The following is a 20,230-nucleotide window of genomic DNA, read 5'->3' as shown; positions in this document are numbered from 1 at the left end:
CGCCTGCGGGCGGGGCATCGCCTACGGCCGGGGCATCGCCTACGGCCGGGGCATCGCCTGCGGCCGGGGCATCGCCTGCGGCCGGCGGTGCAAGCGCGGACAGGTAGGCGGCGGTCTCTTCTTCGGTCGCGATGCGCGCAGCCTTCGGCAGCAAGGCATTGCGGGCATGCTCGGGCGTCAGAAGAAGCGTCGCACCAGGTGCGAAACGCTTCCCCTCATGGCGCAGCGCCGAGATGGCGATGAGCAAATGCAGGCCGGTTGGAATCTTGTCCATGTGAACTCCGTGTGGATGTGAGAACGGCGGCGGGCTTGATCGACAAGCCCGCCCCCGGTCAATGGGACAGGCGCCTTAGCCGGCCGGGTTGATGGCGTTCTCGACGAAGAACCCCATGTCGTTGGCGACGACCAGCTCGCGCACCGATTCACCGGCGCGCACGCGCTGGCCGCCGCGCATGCCGACGTCCGGGTCTTCGATGGTCCCGGCAACCTGGTCGCCGAACTGCGCCGTGTAGCCGAAGGTCACGCCGAACTGGGTGTCCGCTTCCTTGTTGCGCGCCAGGAACGCCGCGTGGTTGCCCCAGACGCGCACCAGGTTGGCGGGCTGGCCCGGGGCGGCCGTGTTGATCCATGCATCCCCGACGAGGATCTCTTCCACGCCGATCTCGTCGGCCAGGGCTTGCAGCGGCACCTTGCCCGCGTCAGTGTTGTTGCCGAATACCGCCTTGCAAATCTTCGGGTGGCGGCGCAGCTTCGAGGCCACGCGCCGGCCGAACACGGCGATAGAGGGGCGCATCACCATGCCGTCGAAGTACTCGTCGATCTGCACGAGCGGATCGCTGTTCGCGTAGTCGTCCCAGAAGCCGGACACCAGCGTTTCGCGGTTGTTCACGTTGTAGCTGTTCTTGTTGAAGACCAGGTCGGCCGTACGCTTCTCGCGGCGGTTCTGCACCGACTGCATCACCAGCTTGGTGGCGCGGCTCAGCGGGTCGGCCTGGCCGACATAGCCGGTGCCGGACTGTTTCGCCAGGTTGTAGGCGTTGACGTCCGCATTCGGCACGGGCGTGTCGAGTGCGTGGTCCTGAACCGATGCGGGCACCATCTCGGAACCCCAGGTGATCTGGTTGGGCGCGCTCTTGCGGCCGACGAGCGTGTCGGGCGCGGCAAAGGCTTCGCCGAGCGCGTACTTCTGATGGTTGAACTGTTCGGTGTAGACCGGCACGCGCGGCAGCACCTTGTCGGCGATCAGGTTGCCCTGGGTGTAGGCGATGGCGATGGCGGACAGCGACGGGACGATGACGAAAGGATGGTTCATTGCAGTTCCTGTGATGGAGGCGAGCTGGTGCGGTTGCTTCGTTGGGGCAGGTCAGATCACGCCGGGCGCGCGCAGGTAGGTGATGACGTCGTTCACAACGCCGCCGGCCTCGGCGAAGCCGATGATTCGGTGGCCTGTGGTCGTGGTCGCGACGGCTCGGCCGGTGGCGTCGCTGGTCAGTGCATCGCCCGCCGCCACGGTGGCGCCCAGGCGCACGAAGGGCACAGGGCCGACAGCCATGTCCACGACTTCGCCGATGACGTGGTCCAGCTCGTCGCTGGTGCCGAGAAGCTTGTCGGCCGGGCCCGCCGCCACGACGCAACTGTTCGCGGCGGCACCGCCCTTGATGATCAGGAATGCCGCAATCGCGGCTTCGGCCACGCGGCCACGGAAAAGACTGTTGATGCCCATTTGATTGCTCCGGTAGTTGAGGGAAGGTGGCCCGTGGTTCAGGCCTGGTCGCGGGTGACGCGTTCGACCGCCGCTTCAATGGAGATTTCGCGGCCGGCCTTTTCTTCCGACGCCTGGAACTCCGCAGCTGCTGCCGCGATGGCGCGGGCGTTGGTTTTGTCGACACCCGGGCCCGGGTCGTCGGTCTTGCCGCTCTTCCCCAGCTTGACCACGGGCGCACGGGCCGCCATGAATTCGGCGAAGAACTGCGAAGGGGTCTTCTTCGCTTCCTTGCCGTCGCTGGCGCTGAACGTGAACTCGGCGCCCGCGTCTTCGAGGTTCGCCATGAACTCGGCCAGGCCGTGCTCTTCGGCGGGCAGCACCTTGCCCTCGGCCTTCCAGCCCTTGATCTGTGCGCCGATGCGTTCGGTCTGGCGCTGGCCCTTGAGCAGGATCAGCTCAGCATCCTTCGAGGCGAAGTCGGCCTTGGCCTTATCGGCTTCTTCCTTGCGGGCTTTTGCTACTGCAGCTTCGAGCTGCTCGGGGGTAATCGACATGGAACCTCCAGGGTTGTCGGATTGAGAAAAGAGTCGGCCGGTGTCGTCGGCCTCTTGGAACTCGGTGCGGGCCCGCGCGGCGGCCTCCATCGCGCTATCGATCTGCCACTGCGGCAGGACGCGGTCGGCCTCTTCCAGGCCGTCCTTCTCGATGGCCCGGTCGCGCAGACCGCGCAGCAGCTTGGCGACGGACTCCAGGCCCCACACCAGGCTGTAGCCCGGCGCGCTGAACTCGAAGCTCTCGGATGCGTTGCCCGCGAACTCGACGGGAGCGAGGCCCTCGATGGCGGGCGGCTCCGCGCCGAGCCAGCCGACATGCCGCACGCGCCAGCCGTGCTGCGGGTCTTTGAATACGCTGAGCGAGCGGTTGCGGTAGGCCTTCGACTTCACACCGGCCTCGAATGCCGGATTGATGTCGGCGAACTGGGCGAAGAGCACGTCGCCTTCGCGCTTGTAGGCTTGCGTCCAGGCGTAAGCCGGAGCGCCCGTCTTTTCCTCGACGGTCTCGTGTTTCTTCGGGTGGCCGAGCACGGCGGGCGCGGCGCCCAGTTCGTGGTTGGCGATCATCTCGTCGAGGTCAGCTTGGCTGAAGCTGATCTGACGGCCCTTGCTGTCGATGTGGTCGCCCGCCTTGAAGACCTCGACCCAGCCCGCAAGGCCGGTCATGGTGTTGGGCGGGGTCGAGGTCTTGGCGGGAGGTGCGGCTTTAGGCATGCCCGCACTTTGCCGACGCATGCGTGCGCAGTCAGGGTGAAACGCTTCACCAAGCGCGCAGAAAAGCTGGTTTGAAAATCAGGCCCTAGAAGGCGCTTTAGGCCTTAGGGCACCCCGATGTAGGGGGAGCGGCCTTTGCGGCCGTTTTGAACGGGTTTGCGGCGGTTTTGAACGCCTTCCCGTTTCTCAGGACCGGCGGCCGGATCGTCCGAATGGGTCTGCAAGCTGCCGGCCGGCCAATTCGGGCTCTGCATCGGGCTCCACATCCGACCCCGCGAACATGTCGATGGTCAAAGTATCGCCGGCCTGGCCGTGACCGCCAAGGATGTTCATGACATGGCGCCGCGTGTAGCCGGTCGCTTCGGCGGTCTCGTCCATCGTCATGCCCTGTTCGCGGCACTGGCGCACCTGCTCGTGGCGCAGCTCGCGCAGGTAGGCGTCGCCCTTTGGCACGTCGAGGGCGTCGCCGCCGTAGTACTTCACGAGCTTCTCGTAGCCTCCGCACTGAGTCCAACATGCAGCGGGTCGTTGAAGTCCACGACCCTCGGCACCTTCACCCGCGCACCACCGTGCTGACCGATGAAGCGCAACGCATCGCTGTCGCCAATCGCCTGCGCCAGCTCCCGGATGGCGAGCGGCAGTGCCTCGGGCCGGATGATGAACGGTGGTGCCTTGAAGGTCATTTCAAACAGTCTTTGCAGTGACGCGGCGCGCCCAGCTCTTCATTTCTTCGATGAGCTTGTTGAGTTGATCGGACGAAGCGAAGCGCAGCGCGTCGAGCGTGCCGAGCTGGCGCTTCGCCCAGGTCTCGACGGCCTGGTCGCAGGCCATCGGGCTGACCGGCCGCACGACTGCCCCAGCGTCGGCCAGCGTGTAGTACAGGGCGCGCAGCTTGCGGTGCTGCGGGCCCGGCAGCGGGCGCGCGGCGTCGGCCTTGGGCTTCACAGTGAAGCCCATGCGTTTGAAGTGCTGCAGCAGCGTGTTGCGCTCCGCATCGGTCAGGTCGGCCGAGCTGGTCTTGTTCGTCCGGGTGACCTCGCGGATCACGAACTCGTAGTCCTCGCGGCTCAGGCCGAGGTGCGCCTTCGCCATGTGGATCAGGCCCAGCTCGCGCTTGCGCGTGGCGTCCCACGAGCTGACCCGAGCCGGGGACTTTGGGAAGGGCTTCTTGCTCACGAACTCGGGCGCGTTCATGCCATGCCCTTCAGCATCGGTGACCAGGCCACCACGTCCACGGGCATCCCTTCGATGTCGCGCCACATCTCGCCGTCGTAGTAGCCGAGCCAGATGGGCTCATCCGATTCCGCGGTGAGCATGATGTTCACGGTCAGGTCTGCATCCGGCAGGCCATCTTCGACCGGTGTCCACACGACCACCTCGCTGCGCAGCACCGCCCGGCCGGTACGCGCAGTCGCGTGGTGCTCGGCCACGAGGGCGCGCAACAGCGGCACGGGTACGGAAAGAGCGTTGGTCTCGACCTTCCCGCTCAGCGGGCTCCGGAAGCTGTCGCGAACCCGCCCCAGTTGAGCTTCCCTGATGACGAAGTGTTCAACGATCTGGGCGGCGGCGGTGGTCGCCTTCGGGGCGGCGTTGATGCTGGAAACGTTTGACATGCTGTTCACCCCAGCACCCACGGCCCGACGAGCCAATTCCAGAGGCCGAGCAGGCTGGTGCCGACGAAGAAGACCTGTTGCGTCAGCAGACCGCGCAGGCCCTTGCGCCGCGCGTAGATGATCCAGGCCACGTTGCTGATGAGGAACGCGAGGAAGCCGAACACGGGCGGGATGCGCAGCGCGATCAGCAGAGAGCCCAGCATGCCGAGAGCAGCGCCCAACCATTCAAGCCGAAGCATCTGCGGCCTCCCCGCTGCGGTCGTGCTCGATGGCCTTGTTGAGGTCGGCCGTGCGCCAGTCCGGCCAGGTGCGGCTTTCGTTCCTGGTCTGGCGCTCGACCAGCGCGTGCACGATCTGCTCGGGCGTCGCACCCGTGCGCCAGGCGCCGTCGAACGCCAACAAGACGACGTCGATCCACTCGCGCACATCAAACGGCTCGCCCTCGATCTCGGCCAGTTCCTTGCGGATGTGGTCCACCACGCCGGCCGTGCGCACGCCGGGGCCGAAGGTGATCGCGGAGAACTCGCGCTGCCTGTTCAGATGGGCGACCAGGTCGAACGGGTAGCGCTGGCCGAGCAGCATCTGCGCCAGCTCGTTCGACTGCCGCTTGACGGTCACGAGCAGCGTGCGGATGTTGTCAGCGGCTTGTGCGCGTTCCTGGTCGGTGATCGGCGCGCTGGTGTTCGCAAGGTGCCGTAGATCGGCTTCTGTCATCAACGGGAGCATGGTTCGGTCCTTTCATGAAGCGCCGACAGCCGACGCTTTAGGAAAAGCCCTCGGCACCGAAGCGCCGAGGGAAAGATCAGTTGCCGGCCCGGCCGGTCTTGATCAGGGAGAAATCGTGTTCAGCGCGGCACGGCCGTTCGCCAGCCGAAGTGCTTGCTCCAGCTCGTGACCACTTCCGGGTACGCGTCCTCGGTCACGACACGGAACGTCACGTTGCCGGTGTCCAGATCGCCTAGGGTCGTCGCGGCTTCGAGGACGCGCTCGGCCTCGGTCTCATCGGCGCCGTCGAAGTGCACGACGTCCTTCCAAGCGCCTGAGTTGTTGAGTTGCAGCTTCAGGGGCCGCTCGCGTGCGTCGTTCTTCATACCGCCGCCACGTCCAGATTGATCGGCGAGTACTCGCCCGTGGCGTCGTCGCGCTCATAGAAACGGATGTAGGGCTTCGTGCTGGCGACCTTCATGCTGTCGCTGATGGCCTTCATGGCCTGCTGCCACTTCTCGTCGGCGATGTCGAGGCGGCGCAGGCCCAGCACGCGGGCGGTGCTGATCTTTCCCTGCTGGTCGACCTGGAACGCATCGTTCACCAGCGCCTTGATGTTCGCGTTGCTACCCTTGCTCCACAGCTGAATGCATTCGTCGATCAGCGCCTTGGCGGCTTGAAGCCGCTCATCGAACGTGATGGTGTCCTGCATGCGGCGCTCGACCTTGAACTTGCCGTCGAAGCTCACGAGCGTGACGTTGCCCTTCTTGCCGCCGGGCTTCACGTCGTAGGCGGAGAGACTGCGCTCGATGAACTCGTGGACCGCGTTCATGGCGGCCAGCTTGAAGCCGAACAGGACGGCGCTCTGTTTGCGTGCTTGTTCACACAGCTCGCTCACGACCGCGTGCCGATCCTTGTCGATGGGCTTGATCTTCGACACGGGAATGAGCGCGTCGTTGGCGTCTTTCCAGTAGCCGGCAGGGATGGTTTGTTCTGTCATTTCGCTTCCTTCTTCGCTTGTTGAAACCTGCGTTGTGTGGGGGTGTTGCTCACTCGGGCGACTCGGCGGTCTGCTGGCGCGCTTTCCGCGCTGCCAGGTCGGCGGCCAGGCGGCGCCTGATGTCTGCTGCGAGGGCCGCCTTTTCCGCAGCCTCGGGGTCTGGCGTAGCGCCTTGCGACGTGAGTGCGGCGTGGGCGGCCTGCGCGGCCGGCTGGCCCGCAAGACCCTCCGTGACCAGGTCTTCGAGCGTGCGTTCTCCAGGCTGGGCGACGCGCTGCCGCACCACCTTTTCCTGCTCGCGCTCGGTCTCGCCTTCCTCGCGGTCAGCCATGCGGGTCAGCACGCCGTACAGGTAGCCGTTGCCTTCCAGCGGCAAGGTGAGCGAGCCTCTCTTGTCCGCGTCGAAGACCGCCTGAAATGCGGCCGTCCACATGTCGCCGGACACGACCCACACGCGGCCCTTGCGCTCGATGGCAAGGCGCTGGATGTCGGGCACCAGCTCCGCGAGCAGCTTGCGCACGGTGGTCAGGCGCAGGCGCTGCTTGGCCGGCTTGTGCAGCCGCAGGTAGCGCAGCACGTCCTTGCCGACAGGCAAGCTCAATGCGATCACGTCCGCGATCAGGTTGCGCACCTCTGTGTCGTCGATCATCCGCATCAGCAGCGCGTCGAGGCTTTCCTCGGCACCGCAGACCACGCAGACGTTGGTAAGGCTCGGCGTGCTCATGCGCTGGCCCTCATCAAGTACTCGTAGCCCGGAGGCGCGCTGCACAGCGTGGTGACGCCGAAGGTCGAGTGCTTTCCGCCGACGCGCTTCTCGCGCACCATGCCGTTGTCGCAGAGCCGGACCACCCGCGCGCGGACGGCCTCGGGCTCGGCCGCAGCGCACCAGGTGCGGCGAATCTCGCGCAGGTTGCGGTAGCCGCCCGCCTGCACCAGCGCCACCCACAGCATGAGCGTTTCGTGGTCGATGTGGCGACCGACCGAATCCGGCGCGCTCATGGGCTTGCCCTCGTGCACAGCGCGGCCCCGGCGGCCATGCCGTCCAGGTGCACGCGCTCCAGCCGCTCGGCCTCGCGTGCCTGGTAGTCCTGGAGTGCCACGGTCACGGCGGTTGCGAGCCAGAGAATGGACGCGACGGCCAGCACGTCGCCGATCACCTGCAGAGCCTTGGTAAGGCGCGAAAGTCGCGTCATGCCACTTCCCCCTTCACCTTGGTCATAAAGCGCCTGAAATCGCGCTTCTCCATGCTTGCCATGCGTGCCTCGACCGGCACGGAACACCGCGTGCACTCCGGCCGCGACTGGCACACGCCCAGCTCGGCACAGGTCCGCGTCGATGTGCCCGCGAACGCCTTCCAGTCTTCGGAGGCGTAGCGCACGGCCTTGGCGCGCTTGGCGCCGAAAGCGGCCATCAGCTTGCGGGCGCGCCGCTTGATCCAGGCTTGAGGGCTGCGCATCACTTACCCCCTTGAGCGCTCGGGCGCTCCATGAAAAGCACCTTGGCCGCGATGCTGTGCATCAGCTCGGCGGAGAGCTTCGTGCCGCGAGCGATGCCGAAGTCGCGCAGAGCTGGCAGCAGGTTCTCGGTGAGAACGCGGGCGCTGCCGTCGCAGTAGGCCCACAGCACTTCAAGCAGATCGTCGGGCAGCTCGCCCGCATCGGCCAGCGACGTGCGCACGATGTCGTCGGCATCGTCGCGGGTGATCGACTCGATGGTCTTGGGCCACATGCCAACGCGGCTGCGAATCTGCTGGAACTGGCCGTGCTGCGGCTTGATCAGCGAGGTGAGCCCTTCGGTGCCGACTAGCACCACGCCGACCTTGGCCGTGTCGCGGATGCGGCGCAGGTACTCCAGGGCGCTCGCGCTCATCTTCTCGGCCTCGTCCACCAGGATCAGGTAGTTCGTGCCCTTGAGGACGCGCTTGATTTCCTTGAACTTCGCGCTCAAGCCGGCCGGCACCGCGATGTTGAGCTTTTCGAGCAGCTCCGCCATGAACACGCCCGGCGACATGCTCGGGCTGACCTCGACCAACAGGGTCAGCGGGTTGCCCTTCTGGTATTCAACGCAGAAGCGGCTCTTGCCGACGCCAACATAGCCCGTGATCACGCCGAAGTTCTGGTGCTTGCGGGTGCGGTCGCACACAACCTGCAGCAGCTTGTGCACGCTGCCCTTCACGTAGTCGGGCGTGCCGTCCGCCAGGCGCTCTGTCTCCGTGTCCAGCACAGACACGAGCTGGTTGAGCTGCTTGCTCGGGCTGCTCGGGTACTTGCCGGCCAGCACCTGGCTGACGGTGCCGCCAGACATGCTGGCCTTCTTCGCGAGCCAGGCGCGGCTTTGGTTGTTGCGTTCGAGCCAGCCAACGACCATTGCGGCCTTCTCGAGGTCTTGCTGCGTGTAGACGCTCGGCTGCGTTTTTTGGGTGGTGGTGTTCATTTGCGGTCGTCCTTCCAGGAGAGCAAGTCGATGTCGATCACGTCGCCAGTGGTCGGCGGCGGGGGCGGTGGCGGCGGTGGGAGTAGCGGCTGCAGGGACTCGATGCCCGCGACCTGGTCGTCGGCGGTGAGCGGGTCGTTGCGGCGGCCGCGGGCCTCGTCGACCTTGCGTTCCAGGCGCTTGAGCTGGCCCTGCAAGCGGCGGTCGCGGCCCTCTTCGAGGCGGCTGGTCGGGAGCACGCCGATCTTGTTCACGAGCTTGGCCTCGGCCACGAAGCGGCCCTTCGTGTCGAAGACCCACACGCGGCCGTCGTGGTGCAGGTCGTACTCCACATGAACCTTCTGCGCGTCGAAGAGCGCGAGTGCCTCGGCGTAGTACATCCGGTTGTGCAGGCGCACCGTCTGACGCCCAACCGTGCATTCCGCACGCGGGCGGGCAATGGCGGACGCGTCCAGCTCGACCGACACCGGGTTCAGCTCTGCCCACACTTGGGCGGGCGTGCGGCCGCTGAGCTTGTCCTGCGGCTGGTTGTGGTAGTGCTCCAGCCAGGCGGAGAGGCTGTCCACGTATTGCTTGAGGCTGGGCAGCTCACGGCGCCCCATCGCGAGGTCCGCGCTCAAGCGCCGGTTGGTCTCCGGCGCCATGTCGTCGCCGCAGTACACGAGGCCGCCCGCGAAGAACTTGTCGTGCTTGTCGCGCACGGTGCGGAAGAACCGTTCGATCCAGCCCTTGCCGTGTGGGTTGCCCGCGCGAGCGCCGATCAGGCCGATGTCGAAGCGGCCGTAGAAGCCGGTGAACTCGTCGCTCAGCAGCTTGGCCCGGTAGCCGGGCCCACGGTCCACGTAAACCCACGCTGGGACGTGGTTGTGCATGCGCATGGCGTGGCTCAGCGCAAACATGGTGGAGACGGTGCTTTCCGATTCGGTCATCCACCAGCCCGGCACGAAGCCGCTCTTGATGTCGATCCAGACCGTCAGCTCGGGGCGGAAGGGCTTCCCCGTGTTCGGGTGCCCGACGTAGCAGTCGGCGGTGTGGCCGTCGCCCGCGTAAATCTCGCCTACCAGGATGTCTTCCAGGCTGCGCGGCTGGTACGCCTGGCGCGTGAGCTTGTGCAGCTTCGGCCCGATGCGTGACGGGCTGAACTTGCCGAGCGTGGCGGGCAGCGCCTTGACGTAGCGCTTCACCCGGCTTTCCGTCACCTCATCAAAGCCCTCTTGAATGAGCTTCGAGGTCACGTCCGCGAAGCCTGGCTTGCTGGGCTGGTTGTAGAGCGCGACAGCGCGGGCCTCCCAGCCGTATGCCTTGCGCTCGCGGCCGGCGTACTGGGGCAGCAGTGCGGCCTTGTCGCCCTTGAGGTAGGCCGACAGCCAGCGCTTCAGGTTGGGCTCGCTCAGGCCCTTGCCGCCCAGCACGCGCGCCATGTGCTGCGTGCGCAGGTCGGCGGTGCCGTTGTCGAGCTGGGCCTTGAGCAGGCGCACCGCGTTGTTGATGCTGGCCCCGTTGGTCACGAGGTCGGCCAGTGGCGAAACGAGCGCCTCGCGGTAGTTCGCGACGCTGCGTGCTGCCTCGCTCGCGCTCTCCCACGGGTTGGGGTTCAGCGCGGCAGGCAGATCGCTCATTTGCCGGATGTCCTTGGTCATTTTGAGAAGTGCGCCCATGCGGTCACCTGTTCGTCGTTCGGGTGGTGAGCGGGCTTAGGCTTTGGGGGCCTTGGGCGGGGCTTCGGGGCGGCCCTTGCCGCGCGGCTGGGCCTGCTTGCGTTCGTGCTTGCGCAGCTCGGCCTCGTGGCCGTGTGTCGATGTCAAGCGGGCCCACTCTTCCGCGACGGCCTTGACCTCGTCCTGGTCGAGGAACGCCAGCGCGTCGGGCTGCGACGACAGCGCCGTGATCTTGTCGCCCAGCATGTCGGCACAGCTCTTGATCACGCCGTCGATCTGCAGCCGCAGAGCGACCAGCCCGGACATGGCGAGGCGCACCGAGGGCTTGACCCAGTCGCCGGCCAGCTCATTGCCGCCAAGAGCGGCCAGCTCCACGAGTACTGGGTGCATGGAGTCGATGGACAGCTCGCCCTTCTTGGTGAGCGCTGCCAGCTCGGCCCGGATGTCTGCGATCACCACGGGCGTGCCCTCGTGGTCCTCGGCGTCCCGCACGCGCTTCTTGAGCTTCTTCGCGAGGCCGTCGCGCTCGGCGACGACGGTGTCGAACTGGACGGCGGCGTCGGTCTGCGCGGCTTCGAGTTCACGGATGCGCAGGCGCAGTTCGCGGACGCTCAGGGTGTTGAGATCGCTGTCTTCGCCGCCCTTGAGCAGGTCTTCGATGACCTCGGGGTCGGCGGATGCCAGCGCGAGCACCTTGGACGAAGGGGTTTCGAGCAGCCTACGGCGCTCATCCTCCGGGCGAGACAGGACGAACTGCGTGTACTGCATCGCGCGCTGAGCGCTGCGTTCCTCGAAGCCGCGCGCCTCGATCAATGCGGTGAACTCGCCGTGCTCGCAATCGGCCTTCATGGAGGCCAGATACAAGCCGGCCGCCAGCATGTGGCGCTGGGAGCGGTTCATGTGCTGCGCTGCGTGGTCTGCGCGCTCTTCGAGCGAGCCGGTCAGATCGACGCCGAGGTCCGCCGCGAAGGCGACAACGTTGTCGGAAATCTCGAATCCGACAACGTTGTCGGATTCCACGACGGCGGGAGAGGTTTGTGGTTGCCGCTTCGCCATCACGCAACCTTCAAGCCGAGTTGCAGGGCGATGCGATGGCCCACGCCGTAGGTGGCCCGGTGAATGCCGCGCACGACGCAGCTCACCGTGTCGTAGGCATACCCGTTGCCTTCCGCCCAATCTTTGAGCGTCACGCCTCGTTCACGGAGCTGCGTCTTGACTTCGTCGGGAGTGAGCGGTCTGCCTCGCCCGGATAGCCGAATGCTGGCGGCATTGGCCTTGTGCTTTGTCTGTGTGCTCATTTTCAATCGCCTTTCGCTTGAATGTGCTCGAATCAGATCGAATCATATCGATCATATTCGAGCGCAGCAAGAGAAAAGCGCTCGCATTCGAGCGTTAAAGCTCAAATCCGGTCGCTACCGTTTCCCGGAGTGTTCTTTTCGGGATGTGCTCCCGTAGACTATCGGCCCGAATCGCTCGGTTTCAGTCGATGCGACGAAGCGCTACCCCTGCGGGAAAGACACATGGAAAACCCCTCACACACAAGCGGCCTAGACCTCTCGTCCATAGGTGGCCGCCTTCGGCAGATGGCTGAAGAGTTGGAACTCACAGGAACCGACGTCGCCGCTAAGACTGGCATCCCATACAGCACGTATCGCGCGTACACCTCAGGGCAGCGAGCGCCTAGTGCCGAGTTCCTGGCAAGCATCTTTTCGGTGTTTGGGTATTCGTTGACCTGGGTCTTGACGGGGATTGGGTCGCGCTGTTCTGACAAGGCGCCCGCGTCGCCTGGCTCGCTCGACGATGAGTTCGTCGTGATTCGGCAGCATGAAGACGTTGCGGCGAGCGCCGGGGCCGGCGCCACGAACTCGGATCACGCCGACATCGGCGGGCTGAGTTTTAGCCGCCGATGGCTTGCGAAGCGTGGATTGAATCCAGCACAGTGCGAGGTCATCAACGTCACGGGGGATTCGATGCAAGGCCGATTGAACGACGGCGACAAAGTGCTCGTCGATGTGAGCGATAGAACCCCAAAGAGCGGCCGTGCCTATGTTTTGCTGCAGGGCGAAGAGCTACTCGTCAAGTATTGCCAACTGCTGCCGGACGGCCTCCTGCGCGTGAGCAGCGAAAACCCCCAGTACCCAACCTACGACATCGACTTGGCACGCACGCCCGGTGTCTCAATCGTCGGCCGCGTGCGGGCATCAACCCATGAATGGTGAAGGAGAGAGCAAGTGTTTATATCGAGAGTCTCATTGGCCGCTGCTGTTGTAGCCGCGTTCGTCGCAGGTGCAGCACACGCCTCAAACGCCGAACTGGGTTCGCTGAGCAACACAGAACTGCTGAAGCGTTGGAACGCACAGGCCGACTGGTACGACAAGGCGTATCTGCTGGAGAGCTGCGCCGACAAGAAGGTCCCTAGCTCGAACCGATCTTTTCTGCTCTGTGATACGGCCGGCGGCAAAGGCACTGTCGCATTTCGCAGGAATTCTGGCCGCCTTGAAAACGTGGAGTACACGATGAAGGGGCATCCACTTAGCGATGCCAGTATGTTCGTTCGCTTCGTCCGGAGTTCACGCAGCGGAGACATGGCTGCTGTGGGGGCCAGTCTTTTGAAGACCGCGCAAAAAAATGGGTCCGCTTGCACGAGCGAGCCTTCGGCTCAGGTATGCGCGAATTTTTCATCGGGCGCATTTTTCATGTCCGCACTTGAGCCGCAGCGGCCGTGATCTGTGAATGGTGATCGAGTATGAAGTTCGCAAATATTGACGGGCAGAAGTCGGAACCGAAGCCTGGAGCAATCGGCGCATGCCGCAACTGTGGTGCCGAGGCGATCTCCAAATGTGGAAATCACGTGATCTGGCACTGGGCGCACAAGTCACGTAGACACTGCGACAAATGGTGGGAGAGCGAAGGCGAATGGCATCGTGCCTGGAAAGCTCGGTTTCCGACTGATTTGCAGGAGGTCTCGCGAACATCGGCCTCGGGGGAAAAGCACATAGCAGACATTTGCACGAGCGCAGGACTGGTCGTTGAACTGCAGCATTCCACCATTCACCCGGCAGAGGTCGCGGAGCGCGAGGCGTTTTATCAGACGATGGTTTGGGTCATCGACGGCTGCGCCAACGAGTTCGACCCCATGAACTTCAAGATGGGCCGCACTCCAGTCGGCCCCGATAGTCTGATCGGCTTTAAACATTTCGGCCGGAGCAAGCTCTTCGCTCGGTGGCACACCAAAAAGCCTGTGTTCATCGATTTTGGCGATGAGGGATTTTGGCGAATCCTTCGCTATGACCCAATGACAAAAGAGGGTTCTGCTGGGCTCGTGAATCGCGATGGGTTTGCTCAGCTTGCAGCTTCGGGTCGAACGGATTTCAGTGAGGCTGGGGGCCCGGCAACGGCTACTCAGCCATGAGTTTTTTGTTGGGCGAAGACACACGCGGCGCAAGGAGAAATTTGACGCGCTTAGCTCTCCTTTGGTGAAACGCTTCACCCTGACCTGAGAGGCCAATTTCTAGAAAGTAGGGCTGCAATTTCTGCAGCCCTTTTTACTTTCTGGAGTGGCCTATGCCTGCAAACCTCAGTCGTCTCCTGCCGTGGTTGATCATCTCGATCCTCCTGGCTCTTCTCGCTCAAGTCCTGCAATCCACGGCGCCGGCGCCGTGATCGCTGTGACTGTCTACAAGGCTCATCTGCTCTCACTGGGCGGCTGGGTCGGCTACTGGCTCGACCGCGCGCTGTTCCCCTATGACCGGCCGCACACCTACCTGATCGAAGACGATCCGCTGGAAGCCGAACCCTGTGAGGTCGAAGGCGTGCATGGCTTGGCGATGGGGACGCTCTCGGTCGCGGGCTCGAACTTCGGCACGGCCATGCTGCGCCGGGCAATCATCGTTGCAGCCGCGCTGATCTGCGTGGGTCTGGGCGCCTGACCATGTGGCGCCCAAACACCAACTGGGCGGCCTTCGCGCACGCCGATCAGGCGCGGCGCGAGGCGCGCAAGCTCACGCTCTACCAGCCGAGCTGGCACCGCGCGGTTGAAACCTCGGTGCGTACTGTCCTGGTGCTGCTGCTGGTCGCGTTTGTCTTCCTTGGAAGCGTGGCCGTCACGACGGCCTCGGCGCAAGGCATCCCGCGCGACGCTCAACGGCACCAGCTCACGCTCAAGCGCGAGGCGCAGCGCGTGTGGGGCCTCAACGCTCCGGTCGCCACCTTCGCCGCACAGGTGCACCAGGAGAGCCGCTGGCGCGAAAACGCACTGAGCCCTGTGGGTGCGGTAGGCCTCGCCCAGTTCATGCCCTCTACGGCCCGCTGGATCGGCGGCTTGTACGGTGATCTGCGCGACGTGGCGCCGCTCAACCCAACGTGGGCGCTGCGTGGCCTGGTCACCTACGACAAGTGGCTGTTCGACCGCGTGAAGGCCGACAACGAATGCGAGCAGATGGCCTTCGCGCTCAGTGCCTATAACGGCGGTCTCGGCTGGGTCTACAAGCGCCAGCGCCTGAGCCCGCAGCCTGGCGTCTGCATCGGAGCGACGTGCGCCATCAATCCGGGCATCGCCCCGGCCAACCAGCGCGAGAACGAGCACTACCCCGACGTGATCCTCAACAAGCACCAGCCGCTCTACCGCACCTGGGGCCGAGGGGCGTGCGAATGACGTTCAACACGAAGGCCGCCATCCTCGTCGCGTGCGTGGCCGTTGTCGCTGGGCTGGTCTACGCGATCTACGAGCTGGGCCGCAGCGACCAGAAGGTCGAGAGCGTGACGGCCATCACGAAGGCCGCCGACGTTGCGCAGGTCAAGGCCAAGGCCAAGACGCGCGGCGACCTGCAGCGCGCTGCAGAGACCGGCCACGCGCGCGAGCGAGACCGCGCCGCGCTCGATGCCCTTTTTCAACAACTCGACAGGGAGGCCAAAGATGCGCCGACTTCTGCTGACGATCACTACGTGCTTCCTGATGAGCGCCTGCGCCTCTGGCGTGCTGCCAACGCAGGACGAGCCGATTCAGGTGCCGCCCGAGGCGAGCCTGACGGCAGCGCCTCCACCGCTGCCGCAGCCGGCAACAGGGCGGATACAGGACCTGGAGGCGAACCATCGCGACGTAGCGCGGGCATACCACCAGCTCGCCTCGCAGATGTGCCGGCTGCTGGACTTCCTGCAGATCAAGCGCGAGGGCTGTGAGCTTTGGACGAAAAGTATCTAGAGCAAGCCAGCGCGCTGGAACAAGCGCATCGCGATCACGCGCTAAGCCTGTTCCGTGAGCGTCCAGTTGCCGGCCAAGGCCGCGACGACTGCAAAGACTGCGGCGAAGACATCCCCTGTGACCGGCGCAAGGCAGCGCCGGGAGCGATTCGCTGCATCACCTGCCAAAAACGATTTGAACGGACTTCCAAATGAGCGACCCGAAAGACTTGCTGCTGGCCGAGCTGGGCGAAGTGAAGGGGCAACTGAAGATGATGGTGCAACTGATGCAGAGCCATCACGAGAGTACGCACCAGCGCATCGAAGACTTCCGGCATGCCGTCGAAGGCCGGCTCACTGGCGTTGAAGCCCGCGTGACCACACTCGAAGGTCACGAGCGAAGCACGGCGATGAAGTCGGCGGGCAGCGGTGCACTGTCCGGCGCAATCATGGGCGGTGCCGTCGAGCTGATCAAGTTCATCGCGAATCACTGACTCATGGCATACGACAAGACTGTCCGCAACAAGGTGCGCGCCAAGTACCTGCAGGGCGTTGCGCTCGCCACGGCGGCGAAGACTTGCCGTGTGCCCTACAACACGGCGCGCAACTGGAAGCGCCAGGACGCCGAAGACGGCAGCGACTGGGACATCGCGCGCAATGCCCGGCGCATGACGAAGAGCGGTGTCGAAGAGATGGCGAACGAAGTGCTGGGCGAGCTCGCCGAAGAGTTCCTCGCCACGCTCGCAGCCGTGAAGGCAGACAAGGCAATGTCGGCCGCAGATCGAGCCGACATCCTGGTGCGCTTGATGGACGGCTACAACAAAGCGATCAGCGCGGCGGCACGAGCAATGCCCAACGCGAACCGCCTGGCCGTGGCCATGGATGTGCTCAAGTTCCTGAACGGGTACATCAGCAAGAGCTTCCCGAAGCTGCGCAGCCAGTTCCTCGAAGTCACAGAGGCAGCCGGGGATGACTTCGTGCGCGAGTTTGGGAGCGGTGCCTGATGGCGAAGGCACAGCGCAATCTCAAGGGCGCGGAGTTCCTGGAGGAACTGCGCGAATTTGCCGAAGGGCAGCGCACGCTCATTGAAGCCGAGTGCGATGGCTTTGCGACCAATCCAGCCGCGCGGCTCGAACGCATTGCCTCGGCGCGCGATGACTATGAGTTGTTCTGCCGCGCCTATTTCCCGCACTACGTCAAACCCGCTCTGTCGGAGTTTCACAGTTGGTTCTACCAGGCGTTCCCCAAGCTGGTAGACATGGCGCAGGGGCAGTATGCAAACGTCTCGGCCCCGCGTGGCGAGGCGAAGTCAACGCTCGGCACCCAGTTGGGCACGCTTTGGCTGATCGTCACGGGTCGCAAGCACTTGATCCCGATCATCATGGATTCGCGCGACCAGGCGGCCACGATGCTTGAGGCCATCAAGGTCGAGCTGGAGTGCAATCCCCGCCTGCAGATGGACTATCCAGACATCTGCGGGGCTGGTCGTGTCTGGCGCGCTGGTGTGATCATCACGCGCAACAACATCAAGGTTCAGGCCTTCGGCGCTTTGAGCCGTATGCGGGGCCTACGTCACGGCCCACACCGCCCTGACTTCGTCTGGCTCGATGACATCGAGAACGACGAGAACGTGCGCAGCAAAGAGCAGCGCGACAAACGCGAAGCATGGATCAAGAAGGTGGTGCTCCCCCTGGGCCCGCCGGATGGCTCTATGGACGTGTTCTATCTCAACACGATCCTGCACTACGACTCGGTGGCAAACCGCATCCACCGTAGCCCGCAGTGGCGCACGCGCAAGAAGTTCAAGTCTGTGATCCGCTGGCCGGACCGCATGGACTTGTGGCAACAGTGGGAAGAGCTGTACGTCAACCAGGAAGCCGATGCAAGCGCCGACGCCTCCGCCGAGAGCGAGGCCGACGTCTTCTATCGCGAGCACCAGGCCGAGATGGACGAGGGTGCAATCGTGAGTTGGCCCGGCATGCGCCCTCTGATCCGGTGCATGCAGATCCGGGCGGGAGACCATCACGCCTTCGATTGCGAGTACCAAAACGACCCGACGAACGATGACGCATCGTTCTTCAACTGCATGACGTATTGGGTACAGCCGTGCCGTGACTGGGTCTTCTATGGATCGCACGACCCGAGCCTGGGCAGGTTCAACAGCAACCGCCGTGATCCCGCAGCAACGCTGGTTGGCGGGTTCGACCGCGAGCACGGCGTGCTCGATGTCGTCGAGGCAATCGTTGTGCGGCGCATTCCCGACAAGCAGATCAGCGACATCATCCGGCTGCAGAAGGAATACAACTGCCTGGCGTGGGCCTTCGAGGCAGTTCAGTTTCAGGAGTTCATGCGAGGCACGCTGGTGACTCGCTCGGCTGCAGAAGGTGTTCCCGTTCCCGCATTGCCGGTCATTCCTCATACCGACAAGGACTTGCGCATCGAGTCGTTGAGCCCTCATGTCTACAACAAGCTGATCCGCTTCTACCAAGCGCACTCGGTGCTCAACAGCCAGCTACGGCATTGGCCCGAAGCCGACCACGACGACGGGCCCGACGCGCTCGAAATGCTCTGGAAGCTCGCAGTGTCACGCGCGGGCGGTATCTCTATCCCTCGAATCGGAAAGCGCAAATGACCCCTCTACGCGGCCTCGTTCAGTCGGTGAAAGGTTGGCTCAACAAGCCGATTGCCACGCCCGATACTGACCCCTCACGCTTCTTCAACTCGCTTTTCGCGTTGCCCAATCCCGATCCGATCCTTCGGCAGATGGGCAAGGCCGAGCTGGTCTACAGCTCGATCTTGGCTGACCCCCATGTGATCGGCGAAGTGCGTTCAATCCGCGGTTCCTTTCGGTCACACGAATATCGCGTCGTCGCGGGGGATGAAGGCGACAGCAAGAGCACGGCAGCGCGAGACCTCTGCGTGCAATGGATGGAGAGTGGGCCGCCGAACGCCATCGCCGATTGGCTGGAGGTTATGTGGCAGATGACGGCCTGCGTGTTCACCGGCTACCGCGCGCACGAGGTCGTCTGGGGCATGGTCGACGGGAAATACCTCCCGGTCGAGGTCATCGACCGCCCCAACCGGCGCATCCTTTTCGACGCCAATTCCAATCCGCTCCTGGTCAGCCGCGAGCACATGTTGGGCGCGCCCATCGAGCCTTACCAGTTCGTGATCTCGCGGCACATGCCAACGAGCGACAACCCGTATGGTCTCGCGCTGCTCAGCTCGTGCTTCTGGCCGCACAGCTTCAAGACGGGCGGGTGGCGCTACTTCGTGAAGTTTTGCGAGCGCAACGGCATTCCGCTGCCCGTGGCTCGCTACCCTCAAGGCTCGACCGAAGCGGACATCGACAAGCTCGAGGCGGCTCTGCAGGAGATGATCGAATCGGCCTACCTGATTGCGCAGGAGGGCACGTCCTTGGAGCTGATCGAAAGCAAGGCGGGCGGCGGTAGCCTTCCGCAAGAGCGGCTCATCGTTCTTTGCAACCGCGAGATGAGCAAGGCGCTCACCAGCCAAGCCATGATCGGCGAGGCGCTGGAAGTGGGGTCGCGCGCGGCGGCCGAAACGGCCAAGGACCGGCAAGACCAGGTGCACGACTCCGACCGCGACAGTGGCGCGTCGAGCATGAGCCAGATTTTCAAATGGATCACCCTCTTCAACTTTGGAGAGGGCGTGTCGCCGCCAAAGCTGGAGTTCTACAAGCACCAGATTGCCGGCAAGGACCGTGCGGAGACCTACCAGATCGCCGCGCGGATGGGGGCCAAGCCGAGCCGCAAGGCGATGCTCGAAGAGCTGCAGATTCCGGGCGCTGAAGACGATGAAGATGCGCTGCTGCCCATGAGTGGCAAGGCCCTGGCCGCGCCGGCCGCGCCGGCCGATCCTGCCAACGTCGATTTCTCCGCGCTGGTCGGCTTTGAGTTCGCCAAGGCAGCAGGGATGACCGAGGACGAAGCCATCCAGCTTGCCACCGAAGCGGCTGATCAGGCCATCGAAGACAAGATGATCGCGCCGGTCTACCGGATGCTGGTCGAGTTCGAGAAGACCGGCAAAACCCTGGCCGAGTTCAAGGATGCGCTGGCCGACCTGGTCGGAGAAATGGACGACGAGGGTCTGCGCGAGGTGCTGGAGCGGGCGCTGATGTACTCGATGCTTACAGGCGCCGCGACCAAGGTGGGGTGAAGCGTTTCACCCTGACCTAAGCGAGGCCACCGCAGACCATTGAAGCCTTCCCTTCATTCGATCTGCAAAGGCCCGTTCATGAATCATCCTTCCGCGCGAGACGCTTCCGACGAAGCGCTCATTCAATCCAAAGGCAAGACCGCGCCGCGTGTCACTCCAACCGATATCGCCGCCAACATCATCAGCGAGCACTTCTTCACGGCTGCAGAAGGCGTAACCGGCGCTGCGTGGGTCCGAGTGATCGACGAGCAGGCCGGCAGCATCAATGCCTTCGACGCCGCTCCTCCGCCTGTGTCCCTGGGCCTTCTGACCTTCTGCGTGCTGGTGCTCCGCAACGGCTTCACCGTCACGGGCGAAAGCGCCTGTGCCAGCCCGGAGAACTTCGATGTCGAGATCGGCCGCAAGATCGCCCGCGATAACGCTGTGCAGAAGGTCTGGCCGCTGATGGGCTACGAGCTCAAGCAACGGCTTTCTGAACGCGCGTAGCTCGG

General features: G+C 64.3%; 32 protein-coding genes. 12 read left to right on the top strand and 20 right to left on the bottom strand.

Annotation, left to right across the window (positions count from 1 at the left end):
* The 20 genes from BMG07_RS23905 to BMG07_RS23810 form a co-directional block, all read right to left on the bottom strand.
* Positions 1 to 274, bottom strand: a 274-nt coding sequence (locus BMG07_RS23905) for a hypothetical protein (RefSeq protein WP_198086644.1), incomplete at its 3' end; no start/stop codon positions are given.
* Positions 275 to 349: 75 nt separating this feature from the next.
* On the bottom strand, positions 350 to 1,312 hold the full coding sequence (locus BMG07_RS23900; RefSeq protein ID WP_198086643.1) for a hypothetical protein: 963 nt from the start codon (positions 1,310 to 1,312) through the stop codon (positions 350 to 352).
* Between the two features lie 51 nt (positions 1,313 to 1,363).
* The gene (locus BMG07_RS23895) at positions 1,364 to 1,723 is read right to left on the bottom strand and encodes a DUF2190 family protein (RefSeq protein ID WP_198086642.1); all 360 of its coding nucleotides are present in this window, start codon (positions 1,721 to 1,723) and stop codon (positions 1,364 to 1,366) included.
* Between the two features lie 38 nt (positions 1,724 to 1,761).
* Entirely contained in the window at positions 1,762 to 2,925 is a 1,164-nt protein-coding gene (locus tag BMG07_RS23890; protein WP_198086641.1) for a hypothetical protein, read from the bottom strand.
* 234 nt (positions 2,926 to 3,159) lie between these two features.
* Positions 3,160 to 3,456: a hypothetical protein gene (locus BMG07_RS23885; RefSeq protein WP_198086640.1), complete on the bottom strand. Its 297-nt coding sequence runs from the start codon at positions 3,454 to 3,456 to the stop codon at positions 3,160 to 3,162.
* Positions 3,453 to 3,656: a hypothetical protein gene (locus BMG07_RS23880; RefSeq protein WP_198086639.1), complete on the bottom strand. Its 204-nt coding sequence runs from the start codon at positions 3,654 to 3,656 to the stop codon at positions 3,453 to 3,455. Before BMG07_RS23880 ends, BMG07_RS23885 begins: the two co-directional genes overlap by 4 nt.
* Before the next feature lies 1 nt (position 3,657).
* On the bottom strand, positions 3,658 to 4,167 hold the full coding sequence (locus BMG07_RS23875) for a regulatory protein GemA (RefSeq protein ID WP_198086638.1): 510 nt from the start codon (positions 4,165 to 4,167) through the stop codon (positions 3,658 to 3,660).
* The gene (locus BMG07_RS23870) at positions 4,164 to 4,586 is read right to left on the bottom strand and encodes a hypothetical protein (RefSeq protein WP_198086637.1); all 423 of its coding nucleotides are present in this window, start codon (positions 4,584 to 4,586) and stop codon (positions 4,164 to 4,166) included. The genes BMG07_RS23875 and BMG07_RS23870 overlap by 4 nt, the downstream gene beginning before the upstream one ends.
* A 5-nt stretch (positions 4,587 to 4,591) precedes the next feature.
* The gene (locus BMG07_RS23865) at positions 4,592 to 4,789 is read right to left on the bottom strand and encodes a hypothetical protein (protein WP_198086636.1); all 198 of its coding nucleotides are present in this window, start codon (positions 4,787 to 4,789) and stop codon (positions 4,592 to 4,594) included.
* A gap of 22 nt (positions 4,790 to 4,811) precedes the next feature.
* Entirely contained in the window at positions 4,812 to 5,312 is a 501-nt protein-coding gene (locus BMG07_RS23860) for a dATP/dGTP pyrophosphohydrolase domain-containing protein (protein ID WP_198086635.1), read from the bottom strand.
* A gap of 119 nt (positions 5,313 to 5,431) precedes the next feature.
* Positions 5,432 to 5,677 (bottom strand): hypothetical protein, encoded by a 246-nt coding sequence (locus BMG07_RS23855; protein WP_198086634.1) that lies wholly within the window; start codon positions 5,675 to 5,677, stop codon positions 5,432 to 5,434.
* Complete coding sequence (locus BMG07_RS23850) at positions 5,674 to 6,291, bottom strand: DUF3164 family protein (RefSeq protein WP_198086633.1); 618 nt, start codon at positions 6,289 to 6,291, stop codon at positions 5,674 to 5,676. Before BMG07_RS23850 ends, BMG07_RS23855 begins: the two co-directional genes overlap by 4 nt.
* Before the next feature lie 49 nt (positions 6,292 to 6,340).
* The gene (locus tag BMG07_RS23845; protein ID WP_198086632.1) at positions 6,341 to 7,015 is read right to left on the bottom strand and encodes a hypothetical protein; all 675 of its coding nucleotides are present in this window, start codon (positions 7,013 to 7,015) and stop codon (positions 6,341 to 6,343) included.
* A complete protein-coding gene (locus tag BMG07_RS23840) occupies positions 7,012 to 7,290 on the bottom strand; it encodes a hypothetical protein (RefSeq protein ID WP_198086631.1) in 279 nt (92 codons plus the stop codon). The genes BMG07_RS23845 and BMG07_RS23840 overlap by 4 nt, the downstream gene beginning before the upstream one ends.
* The gene (locus BMG07_RS23835; RefSeq protein ID WP_198086630.1) at positions 7,287 to 7,484 is read right to left on the bottom strand and encodes a hypothetical protein; all 198 of its coding nucleotides are present in this window, start codon (positions 7,482 to 7,484) and stop codon (positions 7,287 to 7,289) included. Before BMG07_RS23835 ends, BMG07_RS23840 begins: the two co-directional genes overlap by 4 nt.
* Positions 7,481 to 7,747, bottom strand: a complete 267-nt coding sequence (locus tag BMG07_RS23830; RefSeq protein ID WP_198086629.1) for a hypothetical protein — start codon at positions 7,745 to 7,747, stop codon at positions 7,481 to 7,483. Before BMG07_RS23830 ends, BMG07_RS23835 begins: the two co-directional genes overlap by 4 nt.
* A complete protein-coding gene (locus tag BMG07_RS23825; RefSeq protein WP_198086628.1) occupies positions 7,747 to 8,724 on the bottom strand; it encodes an AAA family ATPase in 978 nt (325 codons plus the stop codon). Before BMG07_RS23825 ends, BMG07_RS23830 begins: the two co-directional genes overlap by 1 nt.
* Positions 8,721 to 10,343, bottom strand: a complete 1,623-nt coding sequence (locus BMG07_RS23820; protein ID WP_269759333.1) for a Mu transposase C-terminal domain-containing protein — start codon at positions 10,341 to 10,343, stop codon at positions 8,721 to 8,723. Before BMG07_RS23820 ends, BMG07_RS23825 begins: the two co-directional genes overlap by 4 nt.
* A gap of 75 nt (positions 10,344 to 10,418) precedes the next feature.
* On the bottom strand, positions 10,419 to 11,438 hold the full coding sequence (locus BMG07_RS23815) for a hypothetical protein (protein WP_198086627.1): 1,020 nt from the start codon (positions 11,436 to 11,438) through the stop codon (positions 10,419 to 10,421).
* On the bottom strand, positions 11,438 to 11,680 hold the full coding sequence (locus tag BMG07_RS23810) for a DNA-binding protein (protein WP_198086626.1): 243 nt from the start codon (positions 11,678 to 11,680) through the stop codon (positions 11,438 to 11,440). Before BMG07_RS23810 ends, BMG07_RS23815 begins: the two co-directional genes overlap by 1 nt.
* Positions 11,681 to 11,965: 285 nt before the next feature.
* Between BMG07_RS23810 and BMG07_RS23805 the strand changes: the two genes are divergently transcribed.
* The 12 genes from BMG07_RS23805 to BMG07_RS23750 all read left to right on the top strand — a co-directional run bounded on the left by BMG07_RS23805 (position 11,966) and on the right by BMG07_RS23750 (position 20,225).
* Entirely contained in the window at positions 11,966 to 12,601 is a 636-nt protein-coding gene (locus tag BMG07_RS23805; protein ID WP_198086625.1) for a helix-turn-helix transcriptional regulator, read from the top strand.
* A 33-nt stretch (positions 12,602 to 12,634) separates the two neighbouring features.
* On the top strand, positions 12,635 to 13,108 hold the full coding sequence (locus tag BMG07_RS23800; RefSeq protein ID WP_198086624.1) for a hypothetical protein: 474 nt from the start codon (positions 12,635 to 12,637) through the stop codon (positions 13,106 to 13,108).
* Positions 13,109 to 13,128: 20 nt separating this feature from the next.
* Complete coding sequence (locus BMG07_RS23795; RefSeq protein ID WP_198086623.1) at positions 13,129 to 13,794, top strand: competence protein CoiA; 666 nt, start codon at positions 13,129 to 13,131, stop codon at positions 13,792 to 13,794.
* Positions 13,795 to 14,041: 247 nt separating this feature from the next.
* The gene (locus BMG07_RS42690) at positions 14,042 to 14,311 is read left to right on the top strand and encodes a putative holin (RefSeq protein WP_307867060.1); all 270 of its coding nucleotides are present in this window, start codon (positions 14,042 to 14,044) and stop codon (positions 14,309 to 14,311) included.
* Positions 14,312 to 14,313: 2 nt separating this feature from the next.
* Complete coding sequence (locus BMG07_RS23785; protein WP_198086622.1) at positions 14,314 to 15,036, top strand: lytic transglycosylase domain-containing protein; 723 nt, start codon at positions 14,314 to 14,316, stop codon at positions 15,034 to 15,036.
* A complete protein-coding gene (locus tag BMG07_RS23780; RefSeq protein WP_198086621.1) occupies positions 15,033 to 15,560 on the top strand; it encodes a hypothetical protein in 528 nt (175 codons plus the stop codon). The genes BMG07_RS23785 and BMG07_RS23780 overlap by 4 nt, the downstream gene beginning before the upstream one ends.
* Before the next feature lie 3 nt (positions 15,561 to 15,563).
* On the top strand, positions 15,564 to 15,776 hold the full coding sequence (locus BMG07_RS23775; protein WP_198086620.1) for a TraR/DksA C4-type zinc finger protein: 213 nt from the start codon (positions 15,564 to 15,566) through the stop codon (positions 15,774 to 15,776).
* Positions 15,773 to 16,054 (top strand): hypothetical protein, encoded by a 282-nt coding sequence (locus tag BMG07_RS23770; protein ID WP_198086619.1) that lies wholly within the window; start codon positions 15,773 to 15,775, stop codon positions 16,052 to 16,054. The genes BMG07_RS23775 and BMG07_RS23770 overlap by 4 nt, the downstream gene beginning before the upstream one ends.
* 3 nt (positions 16,055 to 16,057) lie before the next feature.
* A complete protein-coding gene (locus tag BMG07_RS23765; RefSeq protein WP_198086618.1) occupies positions 16,058 to 16,564 on the top strand; it encodes a DUF1804 family protein in 507 nt (168 codons plus the stop codon).
* On the top strand, positions 16,564 to 18,192 hold the full coding sequence (gene terL, locus BMG07_RS23760) for a phage terminase large subunit (RefSeq protein ID WP_198086617.1): 1,629 nt from the start codon (positions 16,564 to 16,566) through the stop codon (positions 18,190 to 18,192). Before BMG07_RS23765 ends, terL begins: the two co-directional genes overlap by 1 nt.
* Positions 18,189 to 19,739: a DUF935 domain-containing protein gene (locus BMG07_RS23755; RefSeq protein WP_198086616.1), complete on the top strand. Its 1,551-nt coding sequence runs from the start codon at positions 18,189 to 18,191 to the stop codon at positions 19,737 to 19,739. Before terL ends, BMG07_RS23755 begins: the two co-directional genes overlap by 4 nt.
* Before the next feature lie 78 nt (positions 19,740 to 19,817).
* Complete coding sequence (locus tag BMG07_RS23750; RefSeq protein ID WP_198086615.1) at positions 19,818 to 20,225, top strand: Gp49 family protein; 408 nt, start codon at positions 19,818 to 19,820, stop codon at positions 20,223 to 20,225.
* The last annotated feature ends 5 nt before the right edge of the window (positions 20,226 to 20,230 follow it).

The sequence above is a fragment of the Variovorax sp. E3 genome, assembly GCF_016082275.1.
In the GTDB taxonomy this organism is placed as follows: Bacteria; Pseudomonadota; Gammaproteobacteria; order Burkholderiales; family Burkholderiaceae_C; genus Variovorax.
Note: the sequence above shows the minus strand (reverse complement) of the source record. Positions and strands in the feature narration are given on the sequence as shown.